This window comes from uncultured Parvimonas sp. (assembly GCF_963524015.1).
Lineage (GTDB): Bacteria > Bacillota > Clostridia > Tissierellales > Peptoniphilaceae > Parvimonas.
On sequence record NZ_CAURDT010000002.1, the window covers coordinates 240533 to 259465 of the forward strand.

The 18933-nt window shown below is 29.0% G+C and carries 13 protein-coding genes and 15 tRNA genes; 3 read left to right on the forward strand and 25 right to left on the reverse strand.

What is annotated here, in order from left to right:
• The first annotated feature begins 359 nt into the window (after positions 1–359).
• The gene (locus RWJ08_RS03975; protein ID WP_293440711.1) at positions 360–1616 is read left to right on the forward strand and encodes an AraC family transcriptional regulator; all 1257 of its coding nucleotides are present in this window, start codon (positions 360–362) and stop codon (positions 1614–1616) included.
• A gap of 123 nt (positions 1617–1739) precedes the next feature.
• Here the strand turns inward: RWJ08_RS03975 and RWJ08_RS03980 are convergent.
• The 23 genes from RWJ08_RS03980 to RWJ08_RS04090 all read right to left on the reverse strand — a co-directional run bounded on the left by RWJ08_RS03980 (position 1740) and on the right by RWJ08_RS04090 (position 13083).
• Positions 1740–1812 (reverse strand) — tRNA-Phe (locus RWJ08_RS03980).
• A gap of 260 nt (positions 1813–2072) precedes the next feature.
• A tRNA-Phe gene (locus RWJ08_RS03985) sits at positions 2073–2148 on the reverse strand.
• 35 nt (positions 2149–2183) lie between these two features.
• A tRNA-Trp gene (locus RWJ08_RS03990) sits at positions 2184–2257 on the reverse strand.
• Positions 2258–2326: 69 nt separating this feature from the next.
• A tRNA-Ile gene (locus RWJ08_RS03995) sits at positions 2327–2403 on the reverse strand.
• Between the two features lie 7 nt (positions 2404–2410).
• Positions 2411–2501, reverse strand: a tRNA-Ser gene (locus RWJ08_RS04000).
• A gap of 4 nt (positions 2502–2505) precedes the next feature.
• Positions 2506–2594, reverse strand: a tRNA-Ser gene (locus RWJ08_RS04005).
• A gap of 5 nt (positions 2595–2599) precedes the next feature.
• Positions 2600–2675 (reverse strand) — tRNA-Lys (locus RWJ08_RS04010).
• 7 nt (positions 2676–2682) lie between these two features.
• A tRNA-Gln gene (locus RWJ08_RS04015) sits at positions 2683–2759 on the reverse strand.
• A gap of 5 nt (positions 2760–2764) precedes the next feature.
• Positions 2765–2841: transfer RNA gene (locus tag RWJ08_RS04020), tRNA-Arg, on the reverse strand.
• Positions 2842–2845: 4 nt separating this feature from the next.
• A tRNA-Gly gene (locus RWJ08_RS04025) sits at positions 2846–2919 on the reverse strand.
• A gap of 39 nt (positions 2920–2958) precedes the next feature.
• Positions 2959–3043: transfer RNA gene (locus RWJ08_RS04030), tRNA-Tyr, on the reverse strand.
• 22 nt (positions 3044–3065) lie between these two features.
• A tRNA-Thr gene (locus RWJ08_RS04035) sits at positions 3066–3141 on the reverse strand.
• An 8-nt stretch (positions 3142–3149) separates the two neighbouring features.
• Positions 3150–3226 (reverse strand) — tRNA-Asp (locus RWJ08_RS04040).
• A gap of 5 nt (positions 3227–3231) precedes the next feature.
• Positions 3232–3307 (reverse strand) — tRNA-Val (locus RWJ08_RS04045).
• 31 nt (positions 3308–3338) lie between these two features.
• Positions 3339–3413 (reverse strand) — tRNA-Glu (locus RWJ08_RS04050).
• 193 nt (positions 3414–3606) lie between these two features.
• A complete protein-coding gene (gene tsaD, locus RWJ08_RS04055) occupies positions 3607–4617 on the reverse strand; it encodes a tRNA (adenosine(37)-N6)-threonylcarbamoyltransferase complex transferase subunit TsaD (protein ID WP_313961152.1) in 1011 nt (336 codons plus the stop codon).
• Complete coding sequence (gene rimI, locus RWJ08_RS04060) at positions 4617–5051, reverse strand: ribosomal protein S18-alanine N-acetyltransferase (RefSeq protein ID WP_313961153.1); 435 nt, start codon at positions 5049–5051, stop codon at positions 4617–4619. The genes tsaD and rimI overlap by 1 nt, the downstream gene beginning before the upstream one ends.
• Positions 5052–5735 carry a tRNA (adenosine(37)-N6)-threonylcarbamoyltransferase complex dimerization subunit type 1 TsaB gene (gene tsaB, locus RWJ08_RS04065; protein ID WP_313961154.1) on the reverse strand — a complete coding sequence of 228 codons (684 nt, stop codon included), beginning with the start codon at positions 5733–5735 and terminating at the stop codon, positions 5052–5054.
• Positions 5732–6184: a tRNA (adenosine(37)-N6)-threonylcarbamoyltransferase complex ATPase subunit type 1 TsaE gene (gene tsaE / locus RWJ08_RS04070; protein WP_313961155.1), complete on the reverse strand. Its 453-nt coding sequence runs from the start codon at positions 6182–6184 to the stop codon at positions 5732–5734. Before tsaE ends, tsaB begins: the two co-directional genes overlap by 4 nt.
• Before the next feature lie 202 nt (positions 6185–6386).
• Entirely contained in the window at positions 6387–9665 is a 3279-nt protein-coding gene (locus tag RWJ08_RS04075; RefSeq protein ID WP_313961156.1) for a leucine-rich repeat domain-containing protein, read from the reverse strand.
• Between the two features lie 156 nt (positions 9666–9821).
• Positions 9822–10667 (reverse strand): YjjW family glycine radical enzyme activase, encoded by an 846-nt coding sequence (locus tag RWJ08_RS04080; RefSeq protein ID WP_313961157.1) that lies wholly within the window; start codon positions 10665–10667, stop codon positions 9822–9824.
• Positions 10657–12192, reverse strand: coding sequence for a YjjI family glycine radical enzyme (locus RWJ08_RS04085; protein ID WP_313961158.1), 1536 nt, complete (start codon positions 12190–12192; stop codon positions 10657–10659). The genes RWJ08_RS04080 and RWJ08_RS04085 overlap by 11 nt, the downstream gene beginning before the upstream one ends.
• 237 nt (positions 12193–12429) lie before the next feature.
• The gene (locus RWJ08_RS04090) at positions 12430–13083 is read right to left on the reverse strand and encodes a cupin domain-containing protein (protein WP_313961159.1); all 654 of its coding nucleotides are present in this window, start codon (positions 13081–13083) and stop codon (positions 12430–12432) included.
• 737 nt (positions 13084–13820) lie between these two features.
• Here RWJ08_RS04090 and RWJ08_RS04095 point away from each other — a divergent pair.
• Together RWJ08_RS04095 and RWJ08_RS04100 are read left to right on the forward strand one after the other, a co-directional pair.
• On the forward strand, positions 13821–14516 hold the full coding sequence (locus tag RWJ08_RS04095) for a Crp/Fnr family transcriptional regulator (protein WP_009354786.1): 696 nt from the start codon (positions 13821–13823) through the stop codon (positions 14514–14516).
• 12 nt (positions 14517–14528) lie between these two features.
• Positions 14529–15350 carry a CPBP family intramembrane glutamic endopeptidase gene (locus tag RWJ08_RS04100; protein WP_313961160.1) on the forward strand — a complete coding sequence of 274 codons (822 nt, stop codon included), beginning with the start codon at positions 14529–14531 and terminating at the stop codon, positions 15348–15350.
• Positions 15351–15489: 139 nt separating this feature from the next.
• Here the strand turns inward: RWJ08_RS04100 and thrS are convergent, their stop codons facing one another.
• Positions 15490–17436, reverse strand: coding sequence for a threonine--tRNA ligase (gene thrS / locus RWJ08_RS04105; RefSeq protein ID WP_313961161.1), 1947 nt, complete (start codon positions 17434–17436; stop codon positions 15490–15492).
• A 193-nt stretch (positions 17437–17629) separates the two neighbouring features.
• Entirely contained in the window at positions 17630–18931 is a 1302-nt protein-coding gene (gene hisS, locus RWJ08_RS04110; RefSeq protein WP_313961162.1) for a histidine--tRNA ligase, read from the reverse strand.
• Between the last annotated feature and the right edge of the window lie 2 nt (positions 18932–18933).

Consider the following 18933-nt stretch of genomic DNA (forward strand, 5'->3'; position numbering starts at 1 on the left):
TTACTTTCTATTTATTTTATCATCATAAATTTAGCTATATTTAAGGATTATGATAGCTCTGTATATGTCAACATAATTTTTTTATAAATTTATTTTTTACAAATTGAAATTTAAAAATTTTTATACAACAAAAAACGACTTATTTTTACTCTAATTTATAAATAAATAGTCTTTTAATGATTAATATATCTTGATATTATCTAATTGTTATTTTATAATAATTTTAAAATGCTTGTATTAAATACAATATTTTGCAAAAAGACATTTTTTATATTTTTATCTTTACATAAATTCGATTATGATTTATACTTATAGTGTACATATAAAAACAACTTATCATATTTGTAATAGGGGTATTTATGAGTAAACAAAAAGGAATTGAAATACAAAACAAAGCTAATTCATATATAAATGAAGAAAGTATGTATAGTATAGACAGAGAAATAATAACATCTCCAACAAAAGGTCTTTTTCATCAATCTGCTAGATTTTTACTAATAAAAAAAGGCACTGCAAAGATGAGAATTCAAAATAATATATATGAAATAAAAGACAGAACTTTAGTATGTATTCTGCCTTGGGAATATACTGAAGTTATTGAAGTTTCAAAAACTATACAATATTTTATTCTAAAATACAATTTTGATAGTGCAAATAAAATAATAAAATCATTTTACAATGTAGATGCTGAAAACCTAAGTTTAATTAATTCGTTCTATGATAAGCCTGTAATCCAATGTACAAATGAACAATTTAAATATTTTTCTAATGTTTTTGACTTATTAAGAGCTGAATTAGGAGAAGATTCTACATTATATAATAAGAATGAAAATCCTATTTCTTCAGCTTATGTTTTAAATAAAATAATAGACTTGATTATTACATATAGAAGAATGCAAAATGAGGATACACAAAAAACAAAAAGGATTGATGAAAACTTTGATAAAATCAATATTTTTAGATATATACATGCTCACCTAAGCGAAAAACTAACCATTTCTTCTATCTCAAAATTATTCTTCTTAAGTGAATCGACAATAAATAGATATGTAAAAGAAACAACTGGTCTTTCTTTTAATACTTTAATAAATGAGATGAGAGTTGGAAAGACAATGGATATGCTATTATATACAGATTTGGACATAGAAGAAATAGCAGAAATAACGGGATTTTCAGACCGTTCTCATCTTTCAAAAGTATTTACAGCAAGAACGGGACAAAATCCTAATAAATACAGACAAACTTTCCAAAGAGTTTCACAAATTTGCCAAATAGAAAATATAAGAAAATTTTACAGAATATTAAACTATGTAGTAAAAAATTCAAGCGATGATATTGACTTAGAACGAATTTGCAAAGATTTTTCAATATCTTTAATAGAACTTAATAAACTATTTATATACTATGTAGAGAAAAATTTTAAGAATTTCTTAAATTTTGTAAGAATTAACAAATCTACAAAATTATTGCTAAAAACAGATATGCAAATAACTGATATTGCATTTGAAGTTGGATATAACACAGTAAAAACATTTAATCGTAATTTCTTAAAATATCAAAAAATGTTACCTACAGAATTTAGAAAAAACCTAAAACTACAAGATAGAGAAATATAAAAGCTGTTGAATAAATCAACAGCTTTTATATTTGTTTTAAAAAAATCTAAAAATGAGTAAAAAAAATCCTGCACAAGCAGGAAAATAATAACAATCCGTAACAGATTTCTCGAATCACAGATCTGGTGCCCAGAGGCGGAATCGAACCACCGACACGAGGATTTTCAGTCCTCTGACTCTTCCAGCTGATAATTATTTATTAGCACTTTTATTTTATTTACTTTTTTAGATTTTCACTGTTTTAGCTTTTCATAACTCATCTTCTCGTGCTTCGCACTAAACTAAGATGTTAACTCAAAATATCTTCGATTTCATCTCGATATTTTGGTTACTCTCTTATACCGACTTTTCGCTATCCGGGCTTAAAATTATAAAACTACCTAAAAATGAGTAAAAAAATCCTGCTTAAGCAGGAAAATAATAGCAATCCGTAACAGATTTCTCGAATTACAGATCTGGTGCCCAGAGGCGGAATCGAACCACCGACACGAGGATTTTCAGTCCTCTGCTCTACCGACTGAGCTATCTGGGCATATTTAATATTATGATTTCTTTATATTATGTAAATGGCAGGGGTAGAAGGAATCGAACCCTCATCAGCGGTTTTGGAGACCGACATTCTACCGTTGAACTATACCCCTACAATACCAATCCTTTTTAGCTCTATAAAATAAGAGATATTTCTAAAATAGAAATATCTTCAGATAATTTGGTGGGCCTTCAGGGACTTGAACCCGGGACCTACCGGTTATGAGCCGGGCGCTCTAACCAACTGAGCTAAAGGCCCAAATTATTGGCGGAGAAAGAGGGATTTGAACCCTCGCATCCCGTAAAGGATCTACTCCCTTAGCAGGGGAGCCTCTTCAGCCACTTGAGTATTTCTCCATTGTGGCGGAGAGGGTGGGATTCGAACCCACGTGGGCGTGAACCCAAACGGTTTTCAAGACCGCCTCGTTATGACCACTTCGATACCTCTCCATGAATGGTGATCCATCGGGGATTCGAACCCCGGACACCCTGATTAAAAGTCAGGTGCTCTACCGACTGAGCTAATGAATCATAAAATTGGCTGGGGTAGCAGGACTCGAACCTGCGGAATGCTAGAGTCAAAGTCTAGTGCCTTACCGACTTGGCTATACCCCAAAGGTTGGCGCACCTAAGAGGATTCGAACCTCTGGCACACGGATTAGAAGTCCGTTGCTCTATCCAGCTGAGCTATAGGTGCAAAATGGAGCGGGTGAAGGGAATCGAACCCTCGCAACCAGCTTGGAAGGCTGGGGCTCTACCACTGAGCTACACCCGCATATAAACTCAAACTTTATGGTCTTAACAAAAATTCAATTGGTGGAGGAGAGTGGATTCGAACCACTGAAAGCGCAGCTAACGGATTTACAGTCCGTCCCCTTTGGCCACTCGGGAACTCCTCCATATAATCTACTAAAAGTAGATTGGAGCTGGTGGGAGGACTTGAACCCCTAACCTACTGATTACAAGTCAGTTGCTCTACCAATTGAGCTACACCAGCATATTTATTGGCGACCTGGATGGGACTCGAACCCACGACCTCTAGCGTGACAGGCTAGCATTCTAACCAACTGAACTACCAGGCCATATTTGGTGGGCACAATAGGGCTCGAACCTATGACCCCCTGCTTGTAAGGCAGATGCTCTCCCAACTGAGCTATGCGCCCAAATATTACCAATAAACCTACTAAAATAAAATGGTGACCCCACCGGGATTCGAACCCGGGTTACCGCCGTGAAAGGGCGATGTCTTAACCGCTTGACCATGGGGCCTCATCAATCAATCTTACTCTAAAATTGACTGCCTAATAATTATATATCATAACTTGTGATTTGTCAATACCTTTTTGAAATTTTTAATGTGATTAAATCATTCTTTGAACGGTATCTCTCAAACAGTTACTCGAATATTATACACTTTATTTTTTTCATTGTCAACACTTTTTTAAAAAATTTTTTTATAATTTTACAATTCTAAATTCGGCTCAACATTTAATGTTAAATCACTTCTTACACCTGATATATACTCATAATAACCTGATGATGCAATCATAGCTGCATTATCTGTACAAAGTATTTTATCAGGAAAATATGATTTAAAACCATTGTTTTCGCACATTTTATTTATTTCTTCCCTTAGAGTATTATTTGCAGATACACCTCCTGATACGACAAGGGTATCTAAGTTTTTCTCTTTCATTAGTTTTTCAGTCTTATAAATCAACACATCAAAAACTGCTCTTTGAAAACTTGCACATACATCTTCTTTAGATATTTCTTCATTTTTTTGTTTTTTATTATTTAAATAATTGAGTACAGCGGTTTTAAGTCCACTAAAACTAAAGTTATAGCTGTTTTTATCAAGCATTACTCTTGGAAAATCTATCGCTTCATCATTTCCAAGTTTTGCTAGTCTTTCGACTTCAGGTCCACCTGGATAATTCATTCCTAAACATCTAGCAACCTTATCATAAGCTTCTCCACAGGCATCATCAATTGTCTTTCCAATCACTTCCATATTATTATAGTCTTTTACATGTACTAAATAAGTATGTCCTCCGGAAACTAAAAGGCAAATAAATGGAGGCTCTAGCTCTTTATGAGTTATTAAAGTCGCACAGATATGTCCTTTCATATGGTTTACTCCAACCAGCGGTTTTTTACAAGCATAAGATAATGCCTTTGCTTCTGATATTCCAACAAGCAAAGCTCCAACAAGACCAGGACCTTTAGTTACAGCTATTGCATCTATATCATCTAAAGTAATTTTCGCTTCTTCCAAAGCCTCTCTTACTATATTATTGATTACTTCTAAATGCATTCTACTTGCAACCTCAGGTACTACTCCCCCAAACTTTTTATGCATATCTATTTGAGAAGAAATTACATTAGAAATAACTTCTCTTCCATTTTTGACGACAGCAACACTTGTTTCATCACAACTGCTCTCTATCGCCATAATTTTTATATCATCCATCAAACTACCTCTTTTAACATCATAATTCCATTTTCTTTCGGATTGCTATAGTAGTCAACAATCTCCCTAATATCTATAAATCCACATTTTTTATATAGATTAATAGCCAGAATATTATTTTTTCTAACTTCTAAAAATATCTTTTTAACATCATTTTTCTTTAATTCATCTTGAAAAAATTCCATAATTTTAAAAGCTATCTGTTTTTTTCTAAAATCTTTAGAAACAACTATTTTATATATTTCAGCTTCATCTAAAATTTGATTAAATAGAATATATCCAATTACATTTTTTTCTTTTTCTGCTACAATGACTCTTTGATTTTGTATATATTCTAAATAAAACGCTTCTTCAAAATTGTTGGAAAAATTTTCATTATCTAAAGATAGAATATCAAACACATCTTTATTTTCAGCATATCTATATAAAATCATCTACTTACCTTTGTTTTCCATATCTCTTTGAGCTTGTGAAAGTCTTACATATTCAGGACTTAAATTAAAACAATCTGAAATATCTCCACTTTCAAATTTATGTTTACCAATAACACAGGCATTTCTTGAAATACAACTATTTAAGCAAGCAGGAGTAATTTCAAAATTCTTATTTTTTAAAATTCTATCTTTATACAAATTAACGCAATCTCCTACAAAAACAAATTCTCCTTTATCTGAAATCTCTTCCAAAAGCTCATCAATAGTTAAAAGTGCAGGAGCAACTATATTTGTATTATTTATCCCTTCATAAACTCCGTAATAAACTCTTTCTCCTCTAGCATCAATTAAAGGAATTTTCTTTTTATCTGAATACACTCCAAAAGAAAGAGCTTCTAATGTATTTACAGCAACTATCGGCTTATTTAAAGCCATTGCTAAAGCCTTTACTACCGTAACCCCTATTCTTATTCCTGTAAAAGACCCCGGACCAGTAACTGCAACAAACAAATCTATCTCTTCTATATCAATATTTAATTTTTTAAGCATTTCATCAACCATAACAAGCAAAATCTCATTATGGCTCATACTTTGATTAATACTATAATCTCCAACAATATTATTATCCTCCATAACAGCACAAGAACTATGAGTCGTTGAAGTATCTATCGCTAAAATTTTCATTCTAATTCCTCTATAATTTCTATTTCTCTTTTATTTTTTCCTTTAATTACAATCCTTCTTGAATTTTCAGAAATTTTTAAAATTTCAAGTTCAATTAAATTTTTAGGTAATAAATAATCGGCGTTTTCAGCCCATTCTATTATTGTTATACCATCAGGATAAAAGTAGTTTTCATAATCTATTTGATAAAGTTCCTCAGGTGAATCAATTCTATATAAATCCATATGATTAAACTCAAACTTCCCAGAATATAAATTAACTAAATTAAAAGTTGGAGAAGTAATATCTTCATCAATTCCCAAATTTTTCCCTAAAAATTTAGTAAAAGTTGTTTTCCCAGCTCCAAGATCTCCAATTAAAGAAATCACGTCGCCATTTTTTAAAGTTTTCGAAAATCTTTTAGAAAAGTTATCACATTCTTCTAAAGAATTTAAAATAATCTCTAACAAATTTTCCCTCCTAATTTCATATTATAAATTACATTTAATTAAATCATAATTTCTTTTTGATAATTAAATTTTGTTATTATGATGAAATAATTATGGCTTTATCATAAGGCATAAAGCTATAATTATTATATCATAAAAAGTATTTTTATAACAGTAAAAAACAGAAAAAGGAGACTTACAAGTCCCCTTTTCTATTCTAATTTTATTCTGAAACAAATTTTAATTTTATATTTTTTAATGTCCAAGTATATTCATCATATGACATTTTTAAATTTAGATCTAATTCTTTTCCTTTATATCTAGCAATAACTTCATCTGAAAAAGTTAGATTTATCTTGTTTGTAGCTAAATCATAACTAGCTTCAATTCCTTCTACTCCTGAACTTATTTCGTCAAAAAGATTTATCACTTCATCTTCCCCAAATGCTTTAGCTAATGAATTTCCAACCTCCTTAATTCCTTTAAAAGGAGTTACAAAAGAAACTTCTTTTCCCTTAACTTCAACAGTTAATCCAAAGTTAATCCCTTGTCCTGAGAATTGAATACTTCCAATACCTTCATTTAAAGCTTTTTCCAATCTTTCAGCAATATAATTTCCAAGTCCTTCATAATTCTTAACTCTATTTCCTGAAAAATCCAAGTGTTCTATTTTATCAAAATCCTTAAGAATTGAAACATCTTCTATTCTATTAGCTGATAAATCTAAGAATGTTAAGTTTTTCAAATTTTTTAAAGCAGAAATATCAGTAATTCCCTTGGATATTATTTTATGACTCTCATTTCCTTCAACAGTTACATTATAATGCAAATCCAATCCTGTTAGATTTGTCAAATTTGAAAGAGGTGTTATATCTTCAATTAAATTGTTATATAATTTCAAAAATGTTAAATTAGTTAAATTTTTTAATGGATTTATATCAACAATTCTATTTCTTTGAATTTCCAAATATTCCAATTTAGTTAAATTTTTAAGTGGAGAAATATCTGAAATCTCATTTTCATTTAATTTCAATTTCTTTAAATTTTTTGCATATTCCAAGCCTTTAATGCTCTTCATACCTCTTGTAACAGCAAATTTAAAATCCTTGGTTCCTTTTAAACTTGTTGGTTTTCCAAGTATTGAATATTTTGCATTTTCACTAAAATCAGCTCTTCCATCTTCCTTTAAAAAGATTGATAATTCTGTTAAACTTTCCATTTCTTCAATCGTAACTTTTTGATTATCAGCTCTATTTTTATCTAAATTTTTATTTATTACCTTTAAAAGTTTTGCATCTTCAATTTCAACATATTTTTTAGCTGGTTTTACTAATTTTACATTCAAATTCAATATAGTAGGATTATTTGCATAATCCATTTCGTTTTCAAATTCAAACTTAACTTTTAATTCTAATCCACTATCTGAAATATTATTGAAAATATCATCAGTTAAACTGAATTTTAGTTTTCCATTTTCTAAGCTTACTGACATATTTTTATTATCAGTGCTAATCTTAATATTACCACCTTTAGCAATCTTTTCAAGACCTACAAATACATTGTCAATTTCAAAAGTTTTTTCACTAACTTCAACATTTTCTAAATCAATATTTTGATTGTGAATAACTTTCTCAAATATACTCTTTTTATTGTTTATTGGCGAAAAGTCTTTTATTTTATTTCCATCAAGTTTAAGACTTGAAAGTTCATTCAAATCTTTAAGTGCAGAAATGTCAGAAACATTATTATTAGATAAAGTTAAAGTTGAAAGTTTATTTAAAGATTTTAAAGCGTCAATATTCGAAACTTTATTATTTTTTAAATATAAATAGATTAAATCTTTTAAATTACTAACTGCATCTATATTTTCTACATTATTTTTATTTAAATTTAAACTCGTAAGTTTATTTATATCCTTTAAAAACGAAATATCTGAAATTTTATTATTTTCAAGATTCAAATCTTCAAGTTTTGTAAGTTTATTCAATTTAAAACTATCTAGATTATTTCCCTTTAAACTCAATTTATTTAGTTTTGTCAATCCATTTATTACAGAAATATCTTTTATTTTATTATTTCCTAAATCTAAATTTTCCAATAATTTTAAGTTTTTCAAAGCATCAATATCTTCAATATTATTGTTATCTGCTCTTAAATAAGTTAAATTTTCAAGCTCTTTAACATAACTGATATCAGAAATTTTATTTGAATAGATATCAAAAAGAGTTAACTTTTTAAAATTTTTAACAATACTCATTTCAAGCACTTTATTAACTGCAAAATCAAAATTTTCTAAATTTGTAAGATTTTTCAATGAGCTAATATCAGAAATATTATTATGTGAAATATATAAGAATTTCAATTGTGTTAAATCTTTTAGTGGAGAAACATCAGAAATTTCATTATGAGAAAGTCTTAACAATTCAAGATTTTTAAGTCCAGCAAGTGGTGTTAAATCCTTAATAGCACCCTCAGAATATCTAATTTCTTCATTATCATCAGGAATTTCTCCGGATGAAATTGTAAGAGTCTTTAAATTTTTACAATATTCAAGTCCTTTGATACTGCTAACCTCTATAAGATTTTCTTCAGCAGCATCCATTCCTCTGATTCCTATAGATTCAATTTTTTCTAAATCGCTCTTATAAATTTCATTTGAATTCTTATCTTTTCTATATGATTTATCATTAAGTTTGAAATTGTATTCGTTCATTTCCGCTTCAAAGCTATCTTCACCTTCATAGGCATGTAACTTATCAAGAATGAATTGTTTTAAATTTTTATCTTCAAATTCAACAACTTTATCTTCTTCATCAGGTTTATTATCATCTGGCTTGTTTTCGTCAGGTTTGTTTTCATTTGGTTTATTTTCATCTACTTTTGAAGACGCATCATTCCACATTAATACGCCAACATAATCATAAGTTTTTCCTTTTATCTCAATCTTTCCGGATAAATCAGCAGAATTTTTATAAATTCCATCTGCATTTGAATTATAAGCAAAAACTGAAGACATCAAAATGCCTGTACCAACTGCAATAGATAGTAGTTTTTTTGCATTTCTCTTTTTAGAAACTAATACGCAAACAACTCCAATAATTCCTGCAACTGCTATTGTTACATTGATTTTATAAACTCCAGAGATTCCAGTTTTAGCAAGTTTACCTTTATTAACTCCATCCTTGATAGCTTCTACAACTTCAAATTGTAACTTTTCATTTTCTAAAACTTTCTTTTCTCCAGCTTTTATATCTCCAATTTCAAGTTCTTTTCCACTAATAATTTTAAGGCCTTTTATATCTTCTGTCTTTACTCTAACTCCAACCATGTCTTTTGAAGTTTTGTTTTCAACAGAAATCTTAAAAGTTCCTTCGCCATCAGCGATTAAATTTACGGCAATTCCATCTTTGTTGTAAATCACGGTTTCACTATCAGCATAACTTACTTGTGAAAAAGAAAATCCACAGAGCAATGCTAAAGCCAATATGCTTTTATTTTTCATAAATATCCTCCGTTTATAAATAAATATACAACATTATTTTATCATATAATGACTTTAAAGTATAATAGATATATCTTATTCTAAATCACCTATACATTAATATTTTTTATGCAAAAAGAACTATGCTTAACACATAGTTCTTTTTTATATTACTGATTATACTATAATAACATCTTCAAATCCATTTTGAAGCGCTATTTCTTTTAATTCTTCCATTTCATCATCCGTTGGAGCAGAAAACATACTGTATTCTTCTCTAACTCCATATTTTCTGTACTTTATGATTTTATATCTAATTTTATGTCCCATTTTTATGTATTTGGAAAGCATCTTTGTAATTTTATCAACTGTAGTTCTATTGTCCATTCCGGCAATTGTTACAGTCCTTATCTCAAATAGTTTATTAATACTTGCAAGATAATCAGCATTTTCTAAAACTACATCAACCTTACTTTTAGTTATAAAAAGATGTTCTTCATTGTCAAAAGCCTTTATATCAAGCATAAAAGCATCAGAAGCTTCTACAAAATCAGGAAGTTTTTTTAAAGGAATACCGCCATTTGTATCGACAAAGCAAGTAAGCCCAAGTTTTCTAACCTCTTTAAAAAGAGAAGTTAAAAAAGTATGTTGCAGAGTACATTCTCCTCCACTAACTGTAATTCCTCTAATAAAAGGCATATTCTTTTTTATTCTTTCGACTGTTTCTTCAACTGTCCAATTGTATATCTTCGGACTTGAAAGATGTTTACAAACCCTTATACATTCATCACAATTTATACAGGTCTTATCATTCCAAACTATTTTTCCATTTACATTCGTCAAACTCTTTGTTGGACAAGAAGGAATACATTCCATACAATTTATACAATGTTTAATAGTTTCAGGATTATGACAATAAAAGCAGTTGAAATTACAACCTTGTAGGAAAATAGACGTCCTGTTTCCAGGTCCGTCTACTACCGACATATCTATTATTTTATTTATAATTCCTTTATTTGACATCTCTAACCTTACGTTCTAATAAATGATATTTTTCAAAAGCCTCTCTTGCATATTGAACAGTATCATAACTAACTGTTTCGCCGTCAATAAACTTTTGCATATCAGATTTCTTTACTAAATATCCTGTTACACGAATCAAATCTCCACTATCTCCATAACAAGAAATATATCTCATATTTAGTTTAAATGCTGCTTTGAAAATATCTAAAACAGCTGATGGATTTCTTTCTGCAGTTTCATCAAATGGGAAATGGTCGCCAATTCCTGATGGAAAATACTTATGGAATAAAGCTGAATGTTTAATATGGTCATACATAGGAATTTCCTTACCTATTCTAATTCTAACACCCGCACTATCTTCCATATCATCTTGTGCCCCAACTTGTGAATGAAGCATAAATCTATGATTCCAGAAAGTAGAATACTTACTTTCGAATGAATTTACTCTATTTTCTACAAAATCCATTACTTCTATCCCTAAATCATTGGCGTAATCGTCTTTTCCATAAACTAAATCTTTACTTTCAAACTCTAAAAGTTTTTGAACACATTCATGAAGTCCTACAACTCCAAAAAGTCCAACAAATCTATCTAACTCAACAAAACCTTCTTTAACTAAGAAATTTTCCTCAAAGAAAGGAGTTTCTTCAACTAAAAATCTGATTTTCCCTTCCATGAAATTACACATTAAATCTATTGCTTCAGGTAAAACTCTGTCAAAGAAATCTTCTTTTGAACTTGAACTTCTAGCAAGAGAACCAAGTCTTAATCTGCTAAGAGTAAATGCTCCACCTGAAATTGGAAGACCATTATAGCAACTTGCTATTGCATAATCTCCATTAAAATCTTTTCTATAGTATTTATCATTAGCAAAAGCAGGATTTGCAGTTAAAAGAGATGCATAAACTGCCTTTTCTCCAAAATCGTCAGGTGTAATATCTTCATCATAAAGAATTGTCATATTTGGAGTAACATTATTTAAAGTTGGAAGTAATTCTAAAATAATTTCACCTGCAACAGTCTTTTCAGGACCAATATTTGCATGGCAAAAACTGTCATTAATTGTTCTATCTAAAGAAACTAAGAACCATTTAATTAATTTTTTAGCCTCTTCTCTATCTGTAATAAATGGATCTAAAAGCTTATCAATTTTCCCAATATAAACTGGATATCTAGTTATAGAAGGAACATGATGATAAAAAATCAATAAACTATTAATAGCATCAAGTAAAGTTTCAGCCTTCTCAAGACGTAAAAACTTACAGCCCTCATCCAAAAGTTTTTGGTAATTAGGGCAAATGTATCTCGGTGCATAAGGTGCATGACCTTCCCACAAATCGCAGAAACCTCCATTTTCAGAAATTTCAAAAATTCTCTCATTAACTGAACTTTCAGGAAAATCATTCAAATTCTCTGCAAGCTTTGCAAGTTGAGAAGTCTTTTGCTCATAAGTTAAATCCTTAGCCTTAATTATATTCATTGATAATTCTCTAGCTTCTTCCAATGTTTTTATTTTAGAAATCATAAATACCTCCAATTTTATGTCAAAAAGTCATTTACTATTTACCCATATTATATATGAATAATCCCCAAAATGATACTGTAATTTGTCTTTTTTAAGAAAATATTTTGAGATTTTTTGAAAAAAACAAAAAACTTTTATCGGCTCTAGATTACGACTTTTTTAAATATAAAAAACCACTGTATTTTAAACAAAAAACGACCATACGGTCGTTTTAATTTATTTTAACATTTTCTCTGTTTATTCCAAAGTCAAAAGTAAAGCCATTTTGAAATTTTTTTCGGCTTTTACATAATGTCTTCCTGCTTTTGCAAAATGGAAGCATTCACCTGCTTTAATTACATGGTCTGTTCCTTCATAACCTATGATTCCTTCGCCGTCTAATGCAAATACTATTGCTTCTCCCGGTGCTGAGTGTTCTGACAAACCTGTTCCTGCATCAAATGCCATTAATACAAATTTCATTTTATCATTGTGGACTACGTCCATATTTACAATTTTACCTTCTTGGTATTGTAGTAATTCTCCTAATTTAAAAACTTCTCCAGCTTTTACTAACTTATTCATAAAGTCCTCCTTTTTTATAGCAATTTCGGTAAAAATTGCTCCTGATTTTGTTTTCATTCCTACAGGAATTTCAATCGGTGTTACAATACATTCTCCTACTTTTACTATTTTAATATTTTCAGAAAATCCATATACTTCAAGCTCTCCCTCTGCTACAATCAACAGCTTATAATAAGGGAATAATTCTGCACTTATATCTGTATCTTCTGCCATAGAAAAATATGCTATGTAATTTTCTCCTCCATGTACTTCTTTTGATATTGTACATCCTTCTAGTGCTTTATTATCTTTAGCTATGGAGAACACTTTTCCAACTTGTTCTTTCAAAACGCACCTCCTTCTATATGTACATAAATATTGTTCCAATAGAATATACCCTAATTAAAATTTCACTAACAAATCTATTCATAGTTTTTCATAAAAAAAGGTCAATGAGAATTCATTGACCCTTTGATTAATTATAAAATATTATATTTTTTATTCTTCTTCATCAACCAAACCTGAAAGTTTTGCAACGCTGTAAGTACAAACTATATCACCTGTAACATTATTCATAGTTTCAAACATATTTACTACTAAATTTACAAAAACAGTCAAATAAATATAAATACAATATATATTTATTATAGAATTTAAAAAGGAAACGATTTTAATGAAAATAGTAATATCAACTTTTTATTAAATATAATTTAACTCAAACTATCTATTCAACTGTAAATGATACAAATACTAGAATTATAGAATTTTTTCTAATAATAGTATTCTACATAATTTCTTTAGTATTATGAGACCAAAAACATAAAATAATAGTGTTGATTTTTAATTATATTTCGAGAGTATTTTTAACAAAAATTACTTAATTTAAAAGCATCTCTCTTAACTATTATATTATCATATATGCCATTCGATTGTCAATCGTTTTTATTGATATTATTGCACTGAAAACATTCAAAATATAACATTTTTCGCTAAAATTTTTTTCACAATCTTTGCATTTTTCTATTTATTTTTTGTCATTTTTATATTATAATATTATTGTACAATAATATTAAGGAGGGACATTAATGGAGAGTAAATTGGTTACATTGTTAAGAAAAGTTTTGATAGATAAGACTTTTGATTTAAAAACTGACAGAAGATTATATTCAGAATTTACTGTTCTTAAAGTTAAGAAAAAGACTGTAATAATAAAAGAAAACGACAAATTGGATTATTTATATTTGTTAGTTAGAGGAAGTGCGAATGTTGTTCATTTCACTCCAGTTGGTGAATTAATTGTTTTTAATCATATAACAAATACTTCTATATTTGGTTTACTTGAATTTATGGATAATAAACACGATTTCTACAAGAGTGTTGCATTTTTTAAAGATACAAGACTTATCAGAATTCCTGTTGAAAGATTTGAACAAGAAGCTGAAAGTATTGAACTTCTAAAAATTTACAACCATTTCTTATTAGATTTTGCAAAACATTCCATTGCTACATTCGATTTAACTAAGAATTATGGAAGAAAGAAAAACTTAATTGAATTTTTCTTATCAAAATGTGTCGATGTAGAATTTCCTGTGAGAATTACTCTAACAAAAAAAGTAATTTCGGACTATTTGAGAATTAATGAAAGAACAATGTATAGATATTTGAATGAATTAATAGATAGAAATTGTATTTCAAGAAAAACTGGTAAGATTATAATTTCAAAGGAAAATTATGATAATCTAGTTGAATACTCAAAAGAAAAAGGTGTGGATAACGAATAATAGGTGGAAGCGATGGATAATTCTATAGAAAATGTAAATTTATCAAGTTCGGATAGTGCAACAAAAAGGTTTAATTTAAAATCTTTAATTTTAGTTATAAACTATTTTATAACTCCGTTTATTATTGCTGCGATAATTTTTTTCTTTTTAGTAGATGGCGATTATCCTAGAAGTATGATGAATTCACCAATCGCAATAAAGTTCTTTCAAAACAATAAATTTATATTGGAAGATGAAGAAATATTTAAGGATGTATTTATAAGTGTAGTAATTTCAATTACAACACTTATAACATTTATAATAGGCGTTTTATTAAGTAGAAAAAGAACTGATAGTATTTCAACAAAAAAATCTGAAGCTACTTTAGTAAAATTACTGCTACTCGGAGTTGGACTAGGCATATTTATGATTTTGTGGAATATTATCATCTCACAAGCCTATAGACTATTTGGACTAAGTTTTAAAAGTGAAAATAGCCAAGGCATTTTCAGAGCTTTACAATATAATAAGATATTATTAATAATAAATCTATTATTTTCAGCTCCAATTGGAGAAGAAATTGTATTTAAATATGGTATATTTACATTTTTTCACGAAATTTTTCATGATCAAGGAAAAATTTTAAGAATATTTATACCGGCATTAATCTCCGCTTTTATATTTGCGATGATTCATGACGGATTGTATTTAGTTCCATTGTATATAGTTCCAAGTTTTATAGGATGTTTAATATACGAAAAGACAAAATCTTTGTTACCTTGTATATTTGGTCATTTTATAAATAATTTCATAGCATTAATAATGATGTTAACACAGTTAACCCACTTGTTCTAATTGTTTACATAGGGTTATCTCAATAAGAATAAGACCTACCAAGATGTATCTTATTGGATGGGTTAGTAAAAATCTTGTTGTTTCACAAAAAAAGCTATTGAAGTAAAACTTCAATAGCTTTTTTGTTTACAATTTTTTACTATTTTACAACTTTAGAATTTACTTCTTCCAAAATTTTATCAAGGAATGCTTCGAATTTCATTGAACCTTTATCCCCTTCTCCACGTTTTCTAATGGAAACTGTTCTTTCGTTTACTTCATTTTCTCCAACGATTAAACTATATGGGATTTTAGCAAGTTGTGCTTCTCTGATTTTTAATCCGATTTTTTCTGCTCTGTCATCTACGACTGCTCTTATATCTTTTTTAGCAAATTCTTTTTGTAATTCATTTGCATAGTCATTAAATTTATCAGAAATAGGTAAAATCTTAACTTGTTCAGGGGCTAACCAAGTTGGAAACGCTCCTTTATATTCTTCAATCAAATAAGCTACGAATCTTTCCATTGTAGAAACAATTCCTCTGTGAATTACAACAGGTCTATGAGTATTCTTTCCATCTTCTCCAACATAAGTTAAGTCAAATCTTTCCGGCAATAAGAAGTCAAGTTGAATTGTAGAAAGAGTTTCTTCCAAACCAATTGCAGTCTTAACTTGAACATCAAGTTTAGGACCGTAAAAAGCAGCTTCTCCTTTTGCTTCAAAGTATTCATATCCTAAGTCATCCATTGCACTCTTAAGCATCGCTTCAGCATTATTCCACATTTCATCATCATCAAAGTATTTTTCCTTATTTTCAGGATCTCTGTAACTTAATCTGAATCTAAAATTCTTTATATCAAAATCTTCATAAACTGATTTCATTAAATTTACAACTCTTGTAAATTCTTCCTTAATTTGATCAGGACGAACAAAGATATGAGCATCATTTAAAGTCATTTCTCTAACTCTTTGTAATCCTGAAAGTGTACCACTCATTTCATAACGATGCATCATTCCAAGTTCAGCAATTCTTATAGGGAATTCCTTGTAACTATGAACATCATTATTGTAAATTTCCATATGATGTGGACAGTTCATAGGTCTTAAAACTAATAATTCTCCATTTCCTAAGTCCATTGGTGGAAACATACTGTCTTGATAGTGATCCCAATGACCTGAAGTTTTATACAAGTCAACATTAGCAAGAATTGGAGTATAAACATGTTCATATCCACATTCAATTTCTTTATCAACTATATATCTTTCAACTACACGTCTAATTGTCGCACCTTTTGGTAGCCAGAATGGAAGTCCTGCTCCAACATTTTGGCTAATCATAAAGATTCCCAATTCCTTGCCGATTTTTCTATGGTCCCTTTGTTTTGCATCTTCTAAAAATTCAAGATATTCATCCAAATCTTTTTTCTTTTCAAAAGTTATACCGTAAATTCTTTGTAGCATTTTATTTTTTTCGCTACCTCTCCAGTATGCACCAGCTATACTTAAAAGTTTAACTGCTTTTATCTTTTTAACATCAACAAGATGTGGTCCTCTACAAAGGTCAGTAAATTCTCCTAATTCATAGAAAGAAAGTTCAGCATCTTTGTCAAAGCCTTCAATTAAATCAATTTTATAATCTTGTCCTTTTTCAGCAAAATATTTCAAGGCAAAGTCTCTATCAACTTCTTTTCTATCAACAGAATAACCTTCCTTAACGATTTTCTTCATTTCTGCTTCGATTTTTTCTAAATCTTCCGGTGTGAATTTATGTTCAGAATCCAAATCATAGTAAAATCCGTTGTCTATTGCAGGACCTATTCCAAATTTTGTATCTGGAAATAGTCTTTGAATAGCAAGAGCCATTACGTGGCTTGATGTATGCCAAAAAATTTCTTTTCCCTCTTTGTCTTCAAATTTTACAAATTTAACTGTACAATCTTCTTTCAAAGTTTCACTTAAACCTTTTATAATATCATCATTAATAACAGCACCGATAACATTTCTTGCAAAGCCTTCAGAAATGCTAATTGCAACATCTAAAATCTTTACACCTTTTTCAAATTCATGAACAGACCCGTCAGGGAATGTAACTTTAATCATTTCCATATTATCCTCCTATAAAAAAAGAGCCTCATCCCTACAAAACTGTAGGGACGATGACTCGTGGTTCCACCCTAATTACTTCTTAATTAAATAAAAGACTCAGTAATAGTTTTCGGTAAATAGCATTCTTAAATGAAATTCCAGCCACGTTTCATTCTCTCTTAAAGCGCTTAAGTCCTACTCGTTACTTCAACGTCTATATTAAATTTAATAATCCTTCGAAATCAACCGTTGATTGTTCTCCTGTCTTTAAATCTTTAACAGTATAAGTATTATTAACCTTTTCATCTTCTCCAACTATGATTATATAAGGAATATTTAATTTGTCCGCATAAGATATTTTTTTCTTCATCTTTGCGTCCTCAAAATATATTTGTATTATTTTACCACTATTTTCAAATTTATTCAATAGTTTTATAGCATAATCATAACAATTTTCCATTGGAATAATCAAAGCATCTATACTATTAGTTTTAATTTCTTTAAATAAGTTTTTATCAAGTAGTTGATAGAACAATCTTGTAAGACCGATAGAAATTCCAACACCGGGTAAAATCTGACTTGTATAATTGCTCGCCAAGTCATCATATCTTCCACCTGAACAAACACTTCCAAGTTGTCTATAATTTTCTAAAAATGTTTCATAAACAGTTCCAGTATAATAATCAAGCCCTCTTGTAATTGTAAGATTAATCCTTATAAAATCCTCAGGAATTCCAAAAAGTTTCATACAATTATAAACTTCTTTAAGTTCTTCAACTCCTTTTTCAAAAAGTTCGTTCTCGATTCTTAAAGTATTTAGTTTTTCAATAATTTCTTCATTACTTCCTGAAATTTTTATAAATTCTATAATTTTTTCTAAACTATTATCATCAAGTCCTGTATTTTTAAGTTCTTCTACAACTTTATCAAAACCAATTTTTTCAATCTTGTCGATAATTCGAAGCATATCAGTTTTATTATCTATACCCAGATTTTCAAAAAGTCCATTAATAATTTTTAAATTACTAAAATTTATTGCAAATTTTTCATTAATGATTCTTGAAAAAATTTCATAGATTATATAAGGAAGCTCTGCATCATTTTTAATATCTAATTTTCCATTTCCAATAACATCAATATCACATTGATAAAATTCTTTATATCTTCCCTTTTGATTTCTCTCTCCACGATAAACTTTACCTATATGATATCTTCTAAAAGGAAAATTCAAGTCGCTAAAATATTGAGCAACATATCTTGCCAAAGGCACAGTAAGATCAAATCTTAAAGAAATGTCCTTGCTTTCAGAATCAATTTTAAAAATTTGTTTTGTAGTTTCTCCGCCGCCTTTAGCCAAAAGAATTTCATTCTTTTCAAAAACTGGTGTATCTATTGGTAAAAATCCACGTTTTTTAAAAGTATCTTCAATTATATTCTTAACATTGTCGAACAAAATTTGCTCATTTGGTAAAAGTTCCATAGTACCAACAACATTGCTCGGTTTAATAAATCCCATAA

What these genes read in the sequence shown, in the direction of transcription:
- RWJ08_RS03975 (WP_293440711.1), top strand. Translation starts at nt 360, where the DNA reads ATGAGTAAACAAAAAGGAATTGAAATACAAAACAAAGCTAATTCATAT.
- tsaD (WP_313961152.1), bottom strand. Translation starts at nt 4,617, where the DNA reads ATGGATGATATAAAAATTATGGCGATAGAGAGCAGTTGTGATGAAACA.
- rimI (WP_313961153.1), bottom strand. Translation starts at nt 5,051, where the DNA reads ATGATTTTATATAGATATGCTGAAAATAAAGATGTGTTTGATATTCTA.
- tsaB (WP_313961154.1), bottom strand. Translation starts at nt 5,735, where the DNA reads ATGAAAATTTTAGCGATAGATACTTCAACGACTCATAGTTCTTGTGCT.
- RWJ08_RS04075 (WP_313961156.1), bottom strand. Translation starts at nt 9,665, where the DNA reads ATGAAAAATAAAAGCATATTGGCTTTAGCATTGCTCTGTGGATTTTCT.
- RWJ08_RS04080 (WP_313961157.1), bottom strand. Translation starts at nt 10,667, where the DNA reads ATGTCAAATAAAGGAATTATAAATAAAATAATAGATATGTCGGTAGTA.
- RWJ08_RS04085 (WP_313961158.1), bottom strand. Translation starts at nt 12,192, where the DNA reads ATGATTTCTAAAATAAAAACATTGGAAGAAGCTAGAGAATTATCAATG.
- RWJ08_RS04095 (WP_009354786.1), top strand. Translation starts at nt 13,821, where the DNA reads ATGGAGAGTAAATTGGTTACATTGTTAAGAAAAGTTTTGATAGATAAG.
- RWJ08_RS04100 (WP_313961160.1), top strand. Translation starts at nt 14,529, where the DNA reads ATGGATAATTCTATAGAAAATGTAAATTTATCAAGTTCGGATAGTGCA.
- thrS (WP_313961161.1), bottom strand. Translation starts at nt 17,436, where the DNA reads ATGGAAATGATTAAAGTTACATTCCCTGACGGGTCTGTTCATGAATTT.
- hisS (WP_313961162.1), bottom strand. Translation starts at nt 18,931, where the DNA reads ATGGGATTTATTAAACCGAGCAATGTTGTTGGTACTATGGAACTTTTA.